Here is a 17,755-nt window from a genome sequence, read left to right as displayed (position 1 = left end):
CGTCCTCGGGAGCACCCCGGCCACGGTCAGGCGTCCTGGACGGGGAAGGCCCGTGCCCCGGGCCACCTGGGGAAGGGCCGCCAGGATGTCGCCGGACACGAATACAAGCCGGTGATGCACCTGGTTTCCTGAGGGTCCCGGAGCCGGAGGTGGCATCGTGAGGGAGCCGAGACCGGCCAGGGGCTGACCCGTAATCCACCACGGATTGCGCGACAGCCCTTTTGACGCACGGCGTCGGCGTCACCACGCTCATGGTTGCAGGCCGCGCCCCAGCAACCCGGTGGCGCCTGCCTCAGCGCGGACGACGCACTCCTCACAAGGCGCCGGGAGGCGCAGGTTCTCGTACTTCGGGCCGGGTTCCCCGCGCACCGCGTTCGCGACCTCCCCCGGGCACCCCTGCGGCGGGTGGCCTGGGACGTCGCGGGCCTTGTAGTAGACGCAGACCGCCGGAGGCCGAGCACGGCCGTGCTGCCACGCCGTGGATCCGTCACCGGTCCACCCGGGCCGACGCGGCAGCCCACTATCGCGAGCTTGCCGAGAACCACGTGCCGGAGCATGGGGCGACCGAGATCGAGCGCATCCTGATCGACGGAAGCGAAGCGGTCGTGCTGGGCGAGATCCGGCAGACCGCGCTGCCCACCGGACGTGCCCACCAGGCGCGGTTGGCTCTGCATCTCACCGTCGAAGGCGGCCTGGTCACCCCGCACCATGTCTACGAGGACAGCCTGGCTGTCGCCCAGGCATTCGAAGCGAAAGATCAGTGCCGGCTGCTGGGGGCAGTCGGACACACGGCGCTGCGCGGGCCGTGCTCGGTGGTCGCATTCGGTTCGGGCGAACCGCGGCCGTGGTCCGGTGCACAGTGCCCGGGTGTTCAAGCTTGCCAAGGACTCCGCGATCAGGGGCCTGCACCCCGGCGGTCAGCACCTGGTCCTCCGACCAGCTGTGCGCAACAGGGCCCTCATCGAGGTGCGCAGCCGGTTCCTCCGGGCAGCGCCGGGGACAGTTGGCACGGTGCCGCGTAATCTCGGTGGCGGGCGTTGTCGCGCCGATGCCACACTGCGCGGGTGATCGACGGTCTTCCAGCTTCCCTCTCTGTCCGACACCCGACCCCGGATGACCACCCACGGGTGCTTGCCGTACTCGACCAGTGGTGGGGCGGGATGAAGGGGGAGGCGGGAGCGCTGGAGCGGGCATTGCTGCTGCCCCGGTTGTACTTTCAGCATTTCAGCTCGACCAGTTTCCTGGTCGAGTACCCCGACGGAGAGCTGGCCGCGTTCCTCGTCGGCTTCCTGTCGCAGACGGAGCCGGACACCGCCTACGTACACTTCGCCGGCGTGGACCCCGCACTGCACGGGCAGGGCATCGGAAGAGCTCTTTACCGGGCGTTCTTTGCGCTCGTCCGGTCGCAGGGCCGCCGGTACGTGCGCTGTGTCACCAGTCCCGAGAACACCGTTTCGCGTAACTTCCACACCCGCCTCGGTTTCGCCGCCTCCAACCCCCTCAAGGACTACGACGGACCCGGCCTCGCCCGCGTGGCCTTCAGCATCGGCCTGACTGACGAGCCGACCCGTCCGACGCGACGGCTCCGGGTGCTGGACGGGGCCCTTTCCCTCGAACACCACCCGGAGCTGCGCGAGCCGAACGACGACCACTGGCTGGCTCTGGTCCGTGCTCCGGAGGGGCTGACGGTGATCCGCACCGCCGGTTCCTCCGTTCCGGTCCAAGACCGCTGGGTCGCGTTGTACGACGCCGACCCGTACCACGGTCTCGACGAACCGGGCTTGCTGGCCGCCGTCCTCGCACCGCTGGCCCGCGCCGCAGTTCCGGTATTCACTGCCTCGACCTACCACGCCGACCTCGTGCTGGTTCCCGAGCCACGCCGTTGTCCGGCACTGGACGCCCTGCGTTCGGCTGGGTTCGACATCTGCTGATCCCTGCACCCGATCGGCTGTGTGACTCCGGAGTCACACACGCACGCGAAGATCCGGCGGTTGAGCGCACGGCCAACCACTGGTCGGTGATCACTGAAGACGGCGGGCTCCAGCGACCGGGACCAACCTGACGGGGTCTCTGCGCGCAGCTCTGAGACGACGATGCCGCGCCGTGCGGTCCGCGCCTCACGAAGTCTGTGATCCGGTGAGGCACGAGGGCCGCGTTTGGGCGGTCACCTGCTTACCCGCAATGATCCTGCTGCGGTCCCGGCGCCCGGTCGGCGCGTAGCCCGCAGACAGGCCGCCGGGCGCGAGTCGGGCCTCTGCATGCGCCCGAGAACCTGCTGAAGCGGCTTCGCTGACCGTGTGCTGGCCGACTGGGTTGCATCCCGCCGCAGGAGTCCCCGTTTCACGGCAGTTGGTGATCCCCGCTCCTCGGCGCGGGGCGCGGCTTCGGCCGCATGTCTCCGCCGTAGGTGGTGTGGTAGTCCGGGACAACGATCCGGCTCGTCGGGGACTCCTGGTGGACCAGCGCGACGAACGCGTCGAGGTCCATCGCCGGGTCGCGGCGCGGTGGTTCGCTCAGGGGTTCTTCGAAGTTGTCCCAGTGGACGGGTACGACGACGCCGGGCTGCCCGAGCGCTCGCAACAGCCGGGGCACATACAGGGACGTCGCGGCGCTGGACGGCACCGCGATCATCGCGAGTTCGGGGCTGAGCCCGTGGACCGCACGCTCGGAGAAGTCGCTTGCGCCCATCAGGAATGCCGAGGGCGCGCCGCTGCCGGCCGTCACCTGGAAAGCGAGCGTGTCGCCCTCCGGCAGGTCGGAGATGGTACGGGGGACAGCCGACGGTGTCGCGTTCAACGTTCCCGGCGCGAAGTAGGTGTGCCGCTTGTTGCGGCTGTGCAGGCTCGGCACCACCTGAACCGTGATTCCGTCGAAGTCCAGCACCTCGCCACCTTTGACCACCGAGATCTGCCCGGGGTCGACGCCGAACGCGACCAGCAGATGAAACGTCGTCTCCGTGCCGACGATCCGGGCACCGGTGGCCTTGGCGATGTACGGGACGTCGGCGATGTGGTCCCAGTGGGAGTGGCTGACCAGGACGATCTCGGGGCGGCCGATGTGCTTTCGTACCCGCTGAGGATCGGACCTCAGCTTCGTACCCGGTTCCAGACCACCGTCGAACAGGCCGGTTCTGAACCGGGTGAGGTACGGGTCGAAGAGCACTGTCCGCCCCTCGACGTCGATGCGCCAGCCGGACGTGCCCAGCCAGCGGAAGGACGTCGAACCAGGTGGCGCGGCCGTGCGCGTCATGGCGGTGGCGGTGGTGTGGGCAGGGGAGGCGAGAAGCGGGGCGGCCGCGCCGAACGCGGCGCCGCGCAGCACGGTGCGCCGGCCGAAACCCTGAATGCGCCGCTTCGGACGGAGGGCGTCTGTGTCGTCGCTCATACGGCCAGGAGATCAGGAAACACGCGCCACAGTCCAAGATCGGTTTTCACGCGGTCTCATACGTATACCCGTATGAGACCAGGTCACCGGCTATGGCGGCGGAGGAAGTCCACAGCGATTCGAGCCGCTGTACCGATCGCCGCGTCGACGGCCGTACGTGATGCGGCGAATTCCCTCGTGCGGGCGAAGACGGAGACCGCGTAGCGGCCGCCGTCGGGATACCGGACGACCCCCGCCTCCATGTGAAGGCCGGGAAGGGTTCCGGTCTTCGCCGCGACCGTCGCCTCGTCGGGGAATCCCGACACCAGCCTGTGCCGGAAGAGCTGGCGGGACATCAGTTCTCTCACCAGCGAGCAGGCTTGTGGGGAGCCGGCCTCGTCACGCCAGATGAGACGCAGCAGCCGGGTGATCTCGCGGGGCGTGCTGGCGTTGGTCCGCGAGGGATCCAGCACGCTCATCCGTCTCTTGCGCTCGTCCGGGAGCGTTGGGTAGCGGAGGGCGAACTCGTCTTCGTCGCGTGCGCCGACCTCGCTGAGCATCGACTGCAACACGTCGCGAGGGCCGCCCACGATTCTGGTCCGGTCGAGGCGGAGCTCTTCGACCAGGATCCGTACCGTGTCCAGACCGACCTGCGCCAGCAGCAGGTCCGCCGCCGAGTTGTCGCTCACCGAGATCGCGAAGAGAGCCAGGTCGCGCAAGGACAGCTCGACATCGTCCGCACAACCGGCCGTACCCCAGCCCCCGAGCCGGTCCGCGCCCGTGACCCGGACCCGCGCACGCGGGTCGAGCTGACCGGCGGCGACCTGGCGCGCGAACTCCAGGACCAGCAACACCTTGAAGATCGAGGCGATCACGACGGGCTCGTCAGCGCCCACGGCAACCTCGTCGGCTGACGCCCACTCGCCCACGGCCACCGTGTCGTCTGCCGAACACCTGCCGCTCGTCACCTCCTCACAGCCCAGCACCCCATCGATGGGGACCGCGTGCAACAACCCCTCGGCCCCCGCCCCCGCGAAGACCTCACGGATCTGATCCTCGACCATTTCTCAGCCCCTCACGTAAGGTCCCTGACTGTGGATCTCTTGCGCCACCTGCGCATCTTTGTCGCCGTCGCCGAAGAGCTGCATTTCAGCCGGGCCGCCGACCAGCTCGGTATGGCTCAGCCGCCCCTCAGCCAGGCGGTACGCAGGCTGGAAAAGGATCTCGGCGCCGAGCTGTTCGACCGGTCGCGCCGACAGGTCGAACTGACACCTGCGGGCACAGTACTGCTGGACGAAGCCCGTGAACTGCTACTGGGGGAGCAACGGTTGCGGACGCTGGCCCGCCGCGCCGGCGAGGGTGATGCGAATACCTTGCGCGCGGGCGTGCCCCCCGGCACGACGGTTGCCACGCTGTCGCTGCTGCTCGGCGGATGTGCGGAACACTATCCGGGCATGTCCGTCGATCTCCAGGAGATCACCACCGACGAGCAACTGCGGCTGATCGCGTCCGGCGAACTCGACGTCGGCCTCGTCCACCAGCCCGTGGACGTCACCGGCCTCCGCCTCGGTCCGGAGGCGCGCGTGGAACTCGGCGTCGTCCTGCCCCGCGCCTCACCACTGGCCAGGCTGCCGGAGGTCGCGCTGGCCGAGCTGGCCGGTCACGACCTCGTGCTCCCTCCACGTGCGCAGGCCCCTGGCTGGTACGACCGGATTCTGGACGCATGCCGGGCCGGGGACTTCGTTCCCACCGGACTGCGGCATGCCTCGCGCCCCGAGCTCCTGCTGGCCCTTGTTACCGCGGGGCACGGCATTGCCTTCGACCAGGGGCCGGTGGCCGGCAAGGAGCCCCGCGTCGTATGGCGGCCACTGGCAGGCCGCCCCCTCACCCAGCGAACCGGCGGAGTCTGGCCCGCCGACCGATCCTCTCACCCGGCCGCCCCACACTTCGCCGAACTCGCAGCCGACGTACTCGCCCGCGATCGCCCGGCGCCCCTGCACCGGCAGGACGGCGCGCCCGCAGATACCGAGCCGCCCCGCCCATGGGCGGTGGTGTACGACGAAACAGCATCGCGTTGGTAGGCGGTCTCGACCCGGCGGACGACCGGTGGCCGCCTTCCTGGGGTTCGTGTCGGGGAGCTGAGGCCGAGGGAATTGTCCTGGCTGCACGATGTGAAGCCCGGTCCGATTCGGGAGGAGGCGAGGAAGGGGGCTGGGACTCCGGTCGACCCCCAGTCGCTCGTGGTCACCAGCGTGCTGCGCAGCCCGCACCATGGCGACTCGGGCGTTCCCTGGCCGGCGGAAGCGTGCAGTCGACGGATCACCGCCGAACTCCGCGAGAGGGCGTCCAGCGGTGCGGCAATAAGGCGGTTCAACGTTTCCCGGCCCGATGACCAAGCACCTAGACGAACCCGCGCACGGCCGGACGCGGCTCCGCGTCCCCCTCGCGCACAGGGCGGTCCACCCAGCGGACTGGCCTAGTGCAAAGCGGCTCGGGATCCTCTTCAGTATCTGGAAAGTATTAATCCGTCGCTATCAAGTATTTGTGTTGTATGGGACGGACTTCTTACGCTGGGGCGACATCGAGGGCCTCGGTCAACGAAAGGGCATTCGATGGAACTGAGGAATCTTCGATACTTCGTGGCCGTCGCCGAGACGCGTCACTTCGGCAGGGCCGCCGAGCAACTGCACATGGCTCAGCCGCCGCTTTCCCAGGCGGTCCGTCGCCTGGAGGCCGAGCTGGGTGTGGAGCTCTTCACCCGTACGACTCGACAGGTGGCCCTGACCCGGGCGGGCGAGGTTTTCCGCACGGATGTGGAGCACATCCTCAAGGCCGTTGACGAGGCGGTCTCGCGGGTGGCGCGCTTCGCGGCCGGCGTGGAAGGAGTACTGAGAGTCGGCTTGACGGGTTCCGCTTCGTATCGACAACTACCAGCACTTGCAAGGCTGTTGAAGCGCGAGATGTCACACGTGATGTTGGAGGTGCACACCGAGATGTTGACTCCTGCCCAGGAGAAGGCGCTCATCGAGCGTCGCATCGATGTAGGTGTGCTGCGTCCCCCGGTACGCCAGGAGGGCATCCTCCACCGTCCCATCGCCGACGATCCCTTGGTCGTTGCCATGCCTGAACAGCATGAACTGGCACGAGCCGAATCGGTACGAGCGGATCAGCTCAAGCACGAAAGCTTCATCATGTACGGCGCCTCGCTCGGGTCGGTTCTCAACGACGCCGTTGTTCGTACGTGCCTGGGCGCGGGTTACTACCCGCAACTCGCGTACGAGGTCAGCGAGACATCCGCGGCTCTGGCACTGGTTGCCGCCGGCCTGGGGATCGCTGTCCTGCCGGACTCCATCCGCTCCGCTCCTCGCGAAGGCGTTGTGTGCAAGGAACTGGTGGACGCCCACTCCGTGCGACTGGACCTGGCGTGGAGGAGGGACGACGACTCAGTGCTGGTGCGCAACCTCCTTGAGGTGCTGGAGCGAAACGACGTCTTCCTCGAAGGAGTGGAATGAAGATCATCAAGGTGGAGGCGATTCCGTTCGCCATCCCGTACGCCAAGCCGTTGCGCTTCGCCAGCGGCGAGGTGCACACCGCCGACCACGTCCTGGTCCGGGTGCACACCGACGAGGGTCTCGTCGGCACCGCCGAGGCCCCGCCCCGCCCCTACACCTACGGCGAGACACAGGAGTCGATCGTCACGGTCGTCGACAAGCTCTTCACCCCGCAGATCCTGGGACTGACGCCCCTGGAACGGGAGTCGGTCCACGAGCGCCTGGACCGGACGGTCGGCAATCCGACCGCGAAGGCCGCGATCGACATGGCGCTGTGGGACATCATCGGGCAGGCCGCGGGGATGCCGGTGTCCGGGCTGCTCGGCGGATACACCGACCGAATGCGGGTGAGCCACATGGTTGGTTTCGCCCCTGCGGAGAGGATGGTCGCGGAGGCGGAGCGTATCCGGGACACGCACGGCGTCACCACCTTCAAGGTGAAGGTCGGCCGCCGCCCGTACACCGAGGACGTGGCCGCCTGCCGTGCACTGCGCGAGGCCCTCGGCGACGACGTGGAGTTGTACATCGACGGCAACCGCGGCTGGACCGCCCCGGAGTCCGCCCGGGTTCTGCGCGAACTCGCCGACCTCAACCTGGCCTTCGCCGAGGAACTGTGCCCCGCCGACGACGTGCTCGGCCGACGGTGGCTGGTCGAGCGGTGCCCGGTGCCGTTCATCGCCGACGAGAGCGCCACCCGCGCCGGTGAGGTGACCCGGGAACTGCTCGGCGGCTCCGCCACCGCCATCAGTGTCAAGACCGCCCGCACCGGCTTCACCGCCTCCCAGCGGGTGCTGCACGAGTGCGAGGGACTCGGGGTGGAGGTGGTCATGGGCAACCAGATCGACGGCCAGGTGGGCACTCTGTGCTCGGTCGCCTTCGGAGCCGCGCACCGCCACAGCGCCCGCTACCCGGGTGAACTGTCGAACTTCCTCGACATGACCGACGACCTCCTCACCGAGCCTCTGACCATCGAGAACGGCACCTTGCGAGTCCGTGAAGGCGCCGGACTCGGTATCGACATCGACCCCGACAAGCTGGCCCGCTACCGCCAGGACGCCTGACCCGGCACGAGCCGCACCACGAAGGAGAGGGACGGACACCATGACCGACACCACCACCGAGCAGGCCACCGCAGCCGCTTCGGGAGCCGCCGCCACCGAGCAGTTCCGCAACCGCATCGCTCCCGCGGCCGCCGGGTCCGACACCGAGCGCGTCGACACCCTGGTCACCGCACTGCTCACCGCGACGCACGACATCATCCGTCGCCACAAGGTGACCTACGAGGAGTACAACGCGCTCAAGGCATGGCTGATCCAGGTCGGCCAGGACGGCGAATGGCCGCTCTTTCTTGACGTCTGGGTCGAGCACGTGGTCGAGGAGGTCGCCGGCGAGAGCCGTGAGGGCAGCAAGGGAACCATCGAGGGCCCGTACTACGTGCCGGACGCGCCCGCCCTGCCCGCCGAGGCGACGCTGCCCATGCGGGAGGACGAGGCCGGCACGCCGCTTCTCTTCAAGGGCCAGGTCACCGCTGTGGACGGCACGCCGCTGCCGGTCGCGAAGGTGGAGATCTGGCAGGCCGACGACGACGGCTTCTACTCCCAGTTCGCGCCGAACCTGCCCGAGTGGAACCTGCGCGGGACCGTGACCGCCGACGAGACGGGTCACTTCAAGATTCACACGATCCAGCCCGCGCCGTACCAGATCCCGACCGACGGTGCCTGCGGCAGCCTGATCTCGGCGGCGGGCTGGCACCCGTGGCGCCCCGCTCACCTGCATCTGAAGGTCTCGGCGCCCGGATACCAGCTCGTCACCACACAGCTCTACTTCACCGGTGGGGAGTACGTGGACAACGACATCGCCTCCGCGGTCAAGCCCGAGCTGATTCTGGATCCGACCCCGACCGGCAACGGCAATGACCACGAGGTCACCTACGACTTCGTTCTCGACAGGGCGTGATCGCACATGCTCTTCGCCGTACGCATGGACGTCGACATCCCGCGTGACCTCGCCCCCGAGGTCCGCGCGGACCTGGTGGCCCGTGAGAAGGCCTACTGCCAGGAACTGCAGAAGTCCGGAGAGTGGCTGCACATCTGGCGCTGTGTCGGCCAGTACGCCAACATCAGTGTCTTCGACGTCGCCGACAACGAAACGATGCACCGCATCCTCTGGAGCCTCCCTCTCTTCCCGTACATGACGGTTGAGGTGACGCCTCTGGCGCAGCACCCTTCGCATCTGGCGGCCGGCTGATGGACAAGGTGGTGGCCGGCGCTGCGGAGGCGGTGGCTGATGTGCCGGAGGGCGCGTCGCTGGCGGTCGGGGGATTCGGCCTGAGCGGTGTGCCGAACGTGCTGATCCAAGCGCTGTACGAGCGTGGGGTCGGTTCTCTCGCGGTGGTGTCGAACAACTGCGGGGCGACGGAGTCGGGGCTCGCGGTGCTGCTGGCCGCGGGCCGGATCGCCCGGGTGACGGCTCCTACATCGGGGCGAACAAGGAGTTCGCGAGGCAGTACCTGGCCGGTGAGCTGGAGGTCGGGATGATCCCCCAGGGCACGCTGGCCGAGCGGCTGAGGGCCGGCGGCGCGGGCGTCCCCGCGTTCTACACCCCCGCCGGGGTGGGCACGCAGGTAGCCGACGGCGGGCCCCTGCTGGCCGGCCTGCCCACCTCCGTGCCCGGCGTGACCGTGAACCAGCTGTGCGCCTCCGGTCTGGAGGCGGTCATTCAGGCCGCCCGTGCCGTCGCGGTCGGGGACGCCTCGATCGTGCTCGCGGGCGGCGTGGAGTCGATGACCCGGGCCCCGTACGTGCTGCCCAAGTCGGACCGGCCGTTCCCGGCCGGGCACGCCGAGCTGTACTCGACCACCCTGGGCTGGCGGATGGTCAACCCGAGGATGGACCCGCAATGGACCATCCCCCTCGGCGAGTCGGCGGAGCTGATCGCCGACAAGCACAAGATCGGGCGGGATCAGCAGGACGAGTTCGCCCTCGCCTCCCACCGCAAAGCCGCGCAGGCGCAGGCGGACGGCCTGTTCGACGTCGAGCTCGTGCCGGTGCCGGTGCCGCAGCGCCAGAACGATCCGGTCGACTTCGCCGCCGACGAGTGCGTCCGCCCGGACGCGTCCCTGGAAGCGATGGTGAAGCTCAAGCCGTCCTTCCGTAACCCGAAGGCACGGTGACAGCGGGGAACGCCTCGCCGCTCAACGACGGCGCCGCCGCGCTGCTGCTGGTCGACGAGGAGGGACTGAAGGCCACCGGCCGTGAGCCGCTGGCGCGGACCTCCGCGACCGGGGCGTCCGCGCTCGACCCCCACTACATCGGACTCGCCCCCGTCGAGGCGGTCAACCGGGCGCTGGCCAGGGCCGGCAAGACCTCCGCCGACCTGGACGTGCTGGAGCTGAACGAGGCGTTCGCCGCGCAGGTCCTCGGCTGTGTCGCCGAGTGGCCCGAGTTCGACCCGGCGGTCCTCAACCCGCAGGGCGGGGCCATCGCCCTCGGCCACCCCCTGGGCGCCTCGGGCGCCCGGCTCGCCGGGACCGTCGCCCACCAGCTCGCCCGCCAGGGTTCCGGCACCGGCGTCGCCACCCTCTGCATCGGAGTCGGCCAGGGCCGCGCCCTCGTCCTCGAACGCTGATCGTTCCCGACATCAGGAGCTCGCTTTGACCACTGACCGACCCCTACTCGACCACGACGTCTGCGGACCGCCGGGCGCACCCCTGCTGGTGCTCGGTCCCTCGCTGGGCACCTCACGCACCTTGTGGGAGCCGTACGTCGGCGACCTCGCCGACAGATATCGCGTACTCCGTTTCGATCTGCCGGGTCACGGCGCTTCACCGGCCCGGGAACTGGTGGATACGCGCCCCGGACGCACGACGCTGGCGGCCCTCGCCGACCTTGTCCTCGCGTTGGCGGACGAGCAGGGCCGGGAAACCTTCTGCTACGCGGGCATCTCCCTGGGCGGGGCGGTCGGCACCTGGCTCGCGGCCAGACATCCCGACCGGATCAGCGCACTGGCCCTGATCTGCACCTCCGCCCACTTCGGTGGCCCGGAGCCCTGGCTCGACCGGGCCGAGCTGGTGCGCCGCGAAGGAATGAAGCCGCTGGTAAAGAGCAGTCCCGCCCGTTGGTTCGGGGACGCCGGGACGGCCGAGTCCGAGTTCGGGCGCTCGCTGGTGCGTGGCCTCGCGACGGTGGACCCGGCCGGCTACGCGGCCTGCTGCGACGCCCTCGCGACGTTCGACTTGCGTGCTGAGCTGCCGAACATCCAGGCGCCCACCTGGGTTGTCGGCGGTGAGCGGGACGTGGCCACACCGGTCGAGCACGCTCGTGAACTCACCGGTGGCATCCCCGGTGCCGTCCTGAGGACCGCTGACTGTGCTCACCTGGCCCTGGAGGACCCGGCCGCGGTTCGGGGCGTACTGGACGCCGTCCACGCACCGGCCGGCTGAACCGCCGCCCACTCAGGTGAAGTCCGTCGCCCCGATCGACCGGGTGAACCGGTGACTCACCTCCCGAAGCAGCGCCGCGTATCTCGCAGGAGCAGCGCGGTGCAGCGGTGCGGTCACCGACATGGCGGCGATGACGGAGCCCGTGGCGCCGTGCAAGGGGATCGCCACGCTGACGTGCCCGAGCCGGGCCTGCTCACTCTCCACGACGTAGCCGAGGCTCCGTGCCCGCTCGAGTTCCGCGGCCAGGGCCCCGGGCGTGCTCACCGTGCGCGGCGTGATCCTTATCAAGGGCGCGGCCAGGACCTCGTCGAGCAGGGACGCGGGACCGAAGGCGAGGAACACCTTTCCGGTCGCCGGGCCGTGCAGGGGCATCCGGCCGGCCACCCGTGACGGCCAGGCCACCACCCCGTGCCCGTACACCTTCTCCAGATAGAGGACGTCGAGGCCGTCGGGGATCGAGAGATGGACCGTCTCCCTGGTCGCCTGATGCAGATCCTCCATGTACGGGCGGGCGGTGTCGCGCAGGATGTGTTGCCGGGGGACGCGCTGCCCCAGCTCGAACAGGGGCAGCCCGAGTCGGTAGTCCTGACCGTGGCGTTCCAGGACGCCCCAGTCCAGCAGCTCCTGGGCCAGCCGGTGGACGGACGCCTTGGCGACGCCCGAGCGGCGTGCGATCTCCGAGAGACTGAGACGCTGGTCGTCGTGGGAGAAGGACTCCAGGATCAGCTGGACCTTGCCGAGCACACTGTTCCGCGCCGGCTGGGGGTTCACTTCGTGTCCCACTTGGTCCCCTCACGTGTCTGATGTGCTCCGCCGGCCCGGGCATCCGGTATCGCCATGCCACCCGTCACCCGCCCTCATCCTCCCGCGCACGCCGGAACGCGCCTCACGGAAGAGCGCACCACGCGCAGGAGCACGACCGAGACGAGCACGCCCACTGCGGTCTCCACCACCCGGTCGCCGAGAAGCGACCGCAGCGGCGCCGGGGAGGCCAGATGGACGGTCAGCAAGGCGGTCGGGGTGATGCCGATGACGGCGATGCCGTAGTGGCGGGCGATGAACAGCTCGGCCAGCAGCATGGAGGCCACGACGGCGATCCACAGCACCCACGTCGGTGGTCCGGGTGCGAGCAGCAGATAGGTCACGGCGATGCCGGCCAGCGTGCCCACGAAACGCAGCGTGGCCCGGGCGGCCTGCACGACCACGGTGGCACCGGCCAGGGGGATCGTGGCCGCCACTCCCGCCCACGACGGGTGGCCGAAGCCCGCCAGGACGGCCAGCACCGTGGCGAGGAACGGACCGGCCGCGTAGCAGAAGACGTCCCGGGCCGCCATCGGGTCGCGCCACAGGGCCAGGTAGGCCGTGGGCAGCCGGCCGGTCCGCTCCCGGTCGTCCGTGGGGAAGAGCCGCCCCAGCTGACCGATGGCCACACCCAGCGCGGCGGAACCGGCGGTGACGCACGCGGCGGGTACGAGATCGGCCGCGGTGACCGGCATCGAGGCGGTCGCGCCGGCGGCGAAGACCAGGAAGACGGACGGGGCCGGCGCCCACCCGTGGCGTCTGGCCAGGAGCAGACCCGTACCGGAGACGAACATGAGGAGGAAGGCGGTCAGGACCCCGCCGGGGCGGGCGAGACCGACGGCGGTACCGAGCACCGCGGTGGCGGTCAGTGTGATGCCGACGCCCACCTGGGTCTCCAGGCGGGCCCGCCAGGTGGCGTGCCGGCCGTAGACGGCGACGAAGCAGCCGAAGCTCGCGTAGCCGAGCCATTCGGGGCGGCCGGCCGCCAGCACGTACGCGGACGGGACGGCGACACCGACCGCAGCCCGGAGGGCCCCCCAGTGGGCTGTGGCGTGCGGGTGCACGGTCACCAGTTCCCGCCAGACCTGTCCGAGGTGCGACGCGCCGCGGTGCCGTCCCTCTCCGGCCGTCCAGCCGCTCATCTCCGACCGTCCCCTCTGCGTGTTCACCGCCCGTTTTCGTGGAATGCCACCGAGCAGGCCGCACAGCCCCGTGGATGGATCGTGAGGAGCCGGAAGGTCTCGGGGCGGGCATGCCCGGGCGTCCGCAGGCGTGTCGGGCGCGGATGCGCGGGGCGGTGTGCTGACCGATGACTTCTTGGTAGCACGCAGGTGCGTTCCGTTGTGGACCTTGCGGTCCGCTCAACGGAACGGCGTGGTTCACGTCATAGCAGGGGTGCGGCTCAACTAGCGAGCATGGCACTCATCGCCGCCGCCGACACCGTGCCGGTCACGAGTTCCCAGCGCAGTGCGGTGCGGCAGTGCGGCCCCGCTCTCCGGCCGCTGAACGCGATGCAACCGACATAGACCAGGCCGCAGAGCAGTGCGGCGGACACCGCGAGGACGGGCGGCCACAGGGCGGTGCGCGTACCGTGCCCCGCGGTGTGGGAATGTCCCCCGGCCATGCCGGGGGTGAGCGCGCCCATCACCGCCAGGTGCAGCGCCCGGGCCGCTCCCAGCGACGAGCCCCGGCAGGTGACCAGGACGCCCGCGGCGAGGACGAGGAGGGCCACCGCCCAGCCGTTCGCGGTCAGCAGCCGACAACGCAGCGCCATCACGTCCACCATCCCGGCCAGCATCACCGTCATCGCGGCGGCGCCCGGCAGATCCGCGCCGTCGCGGGACGACAGAAGACAGCGGCCGGTGCCGACGGCCGCGGCGAGCAGTGCGGCGGCCGTCAGCAGGTGTGGCACGGTCACTCGCCCGGGTGGCAGCAGGTGTCACCGGACGACGCGGCGTCCGCGAGGCCGTGAGCCGAGGTGCTCGCCGGGACGTCGAGCGCCGGGTTCTTGTCGAAGAAGTTCACCGGCAACAGGTGGAACCCGGCCTTCTCGACGGGCATGACCGGCCAGTCCTCCGCCCGCGGGATGTGCGTGACACCCAGTGTGTGCCAGAGGACCACGTCGCTGTCCTGGACGTGCCGGTTCCCGGCCGTCCAGGCCGGCAGCCCGGCACCGGAGCGGTCCTGGTTCGGGTACTCACCCGCCGAGCGGATCTCGTCCTGCTCGTACGGAGTCACCCACATGTTGCGGGCGGCGAATCCCGCACGCCTGGCGACCATCGCCGGTGGCTGCGCGAGCATCGTGGCCGAGGCCCACCCAGGAAGGAGCTTGTAGCCCACGGGCATGCCCCACCTGTTCTTCTTGTGGGGGTTGACCACGGTCCAGCTGCGTGACGTGTGCGGATTGGTGAACCAGTCACCGTCGTTTTCGTGGGCGATCAGGGTTTTGGTCACACCGATGGCGTTGCCGTGCGGGTTCGCCTCGCCCACCGGAAGGGAGTGGCTGTCGTTCTGGAACACCGAGTTGCGCCAGCCGTCGACCTCCATGTCCAGCCGGAACGAGAAGAGGTGCTGGTGGTAGGTCGCGATCAGGCTCGGTGCGACAGGGGTGCCGTGCGCGTACTTCTCGCCGTCCTCGACGGCGCGGGTCTGCACGATGCCCAGGAGTTTGACCTCCACCTCGATCGACGCGTCCTGGTAGAAGTTCCAGTAGAAGCCGTAGTGGTAGTTGCCCACGGTCGCGATGAAACTCACCACGAGCCGGCGCGAGCGGCGGACGTCCGCCTCGCCGGTGACCCAGTCGGTGTGCTTCCAGAGGATTCCGGCGTCCTCCTCATGGATACAGACGGCGTTCTCGATCGTCGTGGGCTCGCCGTTCTCGTCGGCCAGGACCGCGTCCAAGTAGACGATCTCACCAAGGCAGTCGCAGCCCAGGCGCAGCGAGTTGGCCAGCTTGCCCAGCCCGTACTCGCCGGCGTCGAAGGCGCTGCGCCAGTAGTGCTCCGCGTGGGGGTCGCCGTAGGGCACCACCATCTCGGAGAGCGAACCGCGGTGCATCACGGAGCGGTACTCACCGTCGTCCAGGTACTCCGCGCCGTGGATGACGAGCCCTTCCAGCGGGTGCATGTTGATCCGGAAGCGCCATTTCTGCCAGGTCAGCTGGGGCCCGTCCAGCCGGAACCCGACCCCTTGCGGCTGTGTGATCTCCAGAGGTGCCATGTCGGTGCGCATCGGCTGGTTGTGTTCCGCCGTGTAGTTGCTCGGCTCGGGGTTCATCGGCCGGACACCGAAGTCGTGCACCGCGACCACTTCGCGTGCCACGAGGTCGGCAACGGCGATCACACCCTCGACGGGATGGGCGTAGGGGTTGTCGCCGGGGAAGTGCCGCACATAGGAGGTGGTGCCCCACAGGCGCTTTCCCTCGACCTCGAACTCGGCGCGGTTGGCGACTCCCCAGGGGTCGAGCTGGACCAGGCTCAGGTCCGTGATGCCCCGTTTGGCGAGGGCCTCGATGTACCGGGTGTCGTTCTTGATCATGTCGGCGACCAGTTCGAACTCCGACTCCAGCATCGGCACGCTGCCGTGCTCCACCTCGGTGGACGAGACGATCTTGCCGGTGTCCAGGTCCACCACCACGTCGTAGGAGGTGCCACTGTCCCGGTCGAGCACCATGGCGCGCGCCCGGCGCGACACGGTCCCACCGTCCCGCAGGAGGTGCTTGTCCGGTTCGTCGGTGAAGACGGCACCGAAGCCGGGACGCGAGCCACCTATCCTCGCGCGGCGGATGGCGGCGGAGGCGCGCCGGATCTCGTCAGCCGTCAGGGCGTCGAACAGAGAACTGTGCACAGGTGCTTCCTTTCTGAGGGGGCGGCCGGCGGGTGCGGGCTCAGGTGAGGTGGGCGAGGACCGCCTCGATCCATGGCGGCTCGGCGGCCCGGTGTGATGACGCCGGTCCGCTGAGCGGACCGACGGACGGGACACCAGGAGGTCGGTCAGGAGACACTGGAGCAGGCGCGGCGCACTGGATGGACGGTGCCTTTCCCGACACGACCGCGGGGTCGACGTGGCCCTGCCGCCCTGCGGTGGTTCTGCGGGCCGCGAGACGACGACAAGGCGGTCAGTCGACCGCCGGGACCGGTTCGGGCACCGCGGCCGGGTGCCGTCGCAGCCGGGCCGGAGAGGTCTCCGGAAGGGCGAACAGGCAGAGCAGGGAGACAACCAGCAGAGCCGCCAGATAGTAGCCGACGTTGAGGGCGTTTCCCGACGAGGAGATGATCCGGTTGGCGATCATCGGTGAGATGCCGCCGCCGAGGACCGCGCCGACGTGGAACCCGACCCCGACACCCGACTGACGCTGTTCACGGGGATACAGCTCGGCGAAGTAGGTGTACATGGGGCCGAACAGCACACCGGTGACGGTGAACCCGACGATGACGGCCGTGTTGACGGCGGCGACGGTGCCCGACGCGGTGACGTGGAACATGAACAGGGCCGAGGCGAGGGAGAGCACGGCTCCGGTGATCATGACGGGTTTGCGCCCCACTCGGTCGGAGAGCCAGGCGGAGCCCACGTTCGTCAGGGCGTGACAGACGAGTGCGATCAGACTGCCGTTCACGATCGGCTGGCGGGGCAGGCCGAGGCCCTCCGGGGCGTCCGCGGTGGCGTACGACAGCATGAAGGTGGCCAGGGCGAAGGTGCTGGCGTTCAGGCCGATGTTGACGCCGGCGGTCAGAGCGACACGCTTCCAGTTCGTCCGCAACACCTCCTTCAGCGGCATCCGCGCAGGCCCCCGGTCATTTCCGTCGGCCTGCGCCATGTCCTCGAATTCCGGGCTCTCCGTGACACCCTTGCGGATCCACAGGCCGACCAGCACGACCAGACCGCCCATCAGGAACGGGATGCGCCAACCCCAGTCGGTTACCGACCGGTCGGGCAGGAGCAGCACCAGGGCGAAAGCCACGTTGGCCAGGATCACGCCCACAGGAGAGCCGATCGCCACGAACGAGCCGTACAGACCCCGGCGTTCCGCCGGGGCGTGCTCGATCGCGAAGACCGCGGCGCCCGCGTTCTCCCCGCCCCGCGCGAGGCCGTGACACAGCCGCAGCAGCACCAGCATGACGGGAGCGGCGATGCCGATGGCCGCGTACGACGGCAGGACCCCCATGCCCAGTGTGGCCGCGCCCATCAGGACGAACGCGCCGAGCAGGGCGACCTTGCGGCCCCGCCGGTCACCGATCGAACCGAACAGGGCGGCGCCGAGGGGTGCCATCACAAACCCTATGGCGAACGTGGCCAGGCTCATGAACGTGCCGAACCAGGCGTCACCGGTCTTGAAGAAGACGTCACCGAACACCAGGGCGGCGGCGGTGCCGTAGATGGCGAAGTCGTAGAACTCCAGTGAGGTGCCGACACCGGCCGCCATACCGATGCGCAGGACGCTCGGCGAGGGGGCCGCAACCCGAGAGGAAGCCATGGGTCTCCTAGGACAGGGGAGGGGGACGACGGGAGCCCATGGACAGGGCACCCCGGAATGGCGCGTGCGGGCGCGTGCGGGGGGTGGTGTGAACGGCGCACGGACGGTGCGCGGGGAAACCGGTAC

The 17,755-nt window shown here is 69.5% G+C and carries 14 protein-coding genes and 3 pseudogenes; 10 read left to right on the top strand and 7 right to left on the bottom strand.

What is annotated here, in order from left to right; translation table 11 throughout:
- Window positions 1–446 precede the first annotated feature (446 nt).
- Window positions 447–755, top strand: a pseudogene (locus AB0P41_RS06285) (nuclear transport factor 2 family protein); the annotation flags it as partial.
- 309 nt (window positions 756–1,064) lie between these two features.
- On the top strand, window positions 1,065–1,931 hold the full coding sequence (locus AB0P41_RS06280) for a GNAT family N-acetyltransferase (protein ID WP_365930439.1): 867 nt from the start codon (window positions 1,065–1,067) through the stop codon (window positions 1,929–1,931).
- 409 nt (window positions 1,932–2,340) lie between these two features.
- Here AB0P41_RS06280 and AB0P41_RS06275 read toward each other — a convergent pair whose 3' ends face one another.
- Both AB0P41_RS06275 and AB0P41_RS06270 read right to left on the bottom strand, forming a co-directional pair.
- Entirely contained in the window at window positions 2,341–3,384 is a 1,044-nt protein-coding gene (locus AB0P41_RS06275) for an MBL fold metallo-hydrolase (RefSeq protein WP_356714449.1), read from the bottom strand.
- 83 nt (window positions 3,385–3,467) lie between these two features.
- The gene (locus AB0P41_RS06270; protein WP_365930438.1) at window positions 3,468–4,427 is read right to left on the bottom strand and encodes a serine hydrolase; all 960 of its coding nucleotides are present in this window, start codon (window positions 4,425–4,427) and stop codon (window positions 3,468–3,470) included.
- Window positions 4,428–4,466: 39 nt separating this feature from the next.
- Here AB0P41_RS06270 and AB0P41_RS06265 point away from each other — a divergent pair, with 39 nt between their 5' ends.
- The 8 genes and pseudogenes from AB0P41_RS06265 (at window position 4,467) to AB0P41_RS06230 (ending at window position 11,355) form a co-directional block, all read left to right on the top strand.
- A complete protein-coding gene (locus AB0P41_RS06265; protein ID WP_365930436.1) occupies window positions 4,467–5,444 on the top strand; it encodes a LysR family transcriptional regulator in 978 nt (325 codons plus the stop codon).
- A 531-nt stretch (window positions 5,445–5,975) separates the two neighbouring features.
- Entirely contained in the window at window positions 5,976–6,875 is a 900-nt protein-coding gene (locus tag AB0P41_RS06260; protein WP_365930434.1) for a LysR substrate-binding domain-containing protein, read from the top strand.
- Window positions 6,872–7,975, top strand: a complete 1,104-nt coding sequence (locus tag AB0P41_RS06255; protein ID WP_365930432.1) for an enolase C-terminal domain-like protein — start codon at window positions 6,872–6,874, stop codon at window positions 7,973–7,975. Before AB0P41_RS06260 ends, AB0P41_RS06255 begins: the two co-directional genes overlap by 4 nt.
- Window positions 7,976–8,015: 40 nt before the next feature.
- Window positions 8,016–8,870: a catechol 1,2-dioxygenase gene (gene catA / locus AB0P41_RS06250; protein ID WP_365930430.1), complete on the top strand. Its 855-nt coding sequence runs from the start codon at window positions 8,016–8,018 to the stop codon at window positions 8,868–8,870.
- Window positions 8,871–8,876: 6 nt separating this feature from the next.
- Complete coding sequence (catC, locus tag AB0P41_RS06245) at window positions 8,877–9,161, top strand: muconolactone Delta-isomerase (protein ID WP_365930428.1); 285 nt, start codon at window positions 8,877–8,879, stop codon at window positions 9,159–9,161.
- Window positions 9,161–9,549, top strand: a pseudogene (locus tag AB0P41_RS06240) (3-oxoacid CoA-transferase subunit A); the annotation flags it as partial. The gene catC and the pseudogene AB0P41_RS06240, both read left to right, overlap by 1 nt.
- Before the next feature lie 6 nt (window positions 9,550–9,555).
- A pseudogene (locus AB0P41_RS06235) lies at window positions 9,556–10,541 on the top strand (thiolase family protein); the annotation flags it as partial.
- A gap of 25 nt (window positions 10,542–10,566) precedes the next feature.
- Entirely contained in the window at window positions 10,567–11,355 is a 789-nt protein-coding gene (locus AB0P41_RS06230) for an alpha/beta fold hydrolase (RefSeq protein ID WP_365930426.1), read from the top strand.
- Between the two features lie 12 nt (window positions 11,356–11,367).
- Here AB0P41_RS06230 and AB0P41_RS06225 read toward each other — a convergent pair whose 3' ends face one another.
- The 5 genes from AB0P41_RS06225 to AB0P41_RS06205 all read right to left on the bottom strand — a co-directional run bounded on the left by AB0P41_RS06225 (window position 11,368) and on the right by AB0P41_RS06205 (window position 17,629).
- A complete protein-coding gene (locus AB0P41_RS06225) occupies window positions 11,368–12,138 on the bottom strand; it encodes an IclR family transcriptional regulator (RefSeq protein WP_365930424.1) in 771 nt (256 codons plus the stop codon).
- Between the two features lie 74 nt (window positions 12,139–12,212).
- Window positions 12,213–13,298 carry an FUSC family protein gene (locus AB0P41_RS06220; protein ID WP_365930422.1) on the bottom strand — a complete coding sequence of 362 codons (1,086 nt, stop codon included), beginning with the start codon at window positions 13,296–13,298 and terminating at the stop codon, window positions 12,213–12,215.
- Window positions 13,299–13,558: 260 nt separating this feature from the next.
- Entirely contained in the window at window positions 13,559–14,074 is a 516-nt protein-coding gene (locus AB0P41_RS06215; RefSeq protein ID WP_365930421.1) for a hypothetical protein, read from the bottom strand.
- Window positions 14,071–16,002, bottom strand: a complete 1,932-nt coding sequence (locus AB0P41_RS06210; protein ID WP_365930419.1) for a primary-amine oxidase — start codon at window positions 16,000–16,002, stop codon at window positions 14,071–14,073. The genes AB0P41_RS06215 and AB0P41_RS06210 overlap by 4 nt, the downstream gene beginning before the upstream one ends.
- 271 nt (window positions 16,003–16,273) lie before the next feature.
- On the bottom strand, window positions 16,274–17,629 hold the full coding sequence (locus AB0P41_RS06205) for an MFS transporter (RefSeq protein ID WP_365930417.1): 1,356 nt from the start codon (window positions 17,627–17,629) through the stop codon (window positions 16,274–16,276).
- Window positions 17,630–17,755 lie beyond the last annotated feature (126 nt).

It is taken from the genome of Streptomyces sp. NPDC079167 (genome assembly GCF_040686735.1).
GTDB lineage: Bacteria > Actinomycetota > Actinomycetes > Streptomycetales > Streptomycetaceae > Streptomyces.
The sequence above is the reverse complement of the archived record's forward strand: the minus strand, read 5'-3'. Positions and strand labels throughout refer to the sequence as shown.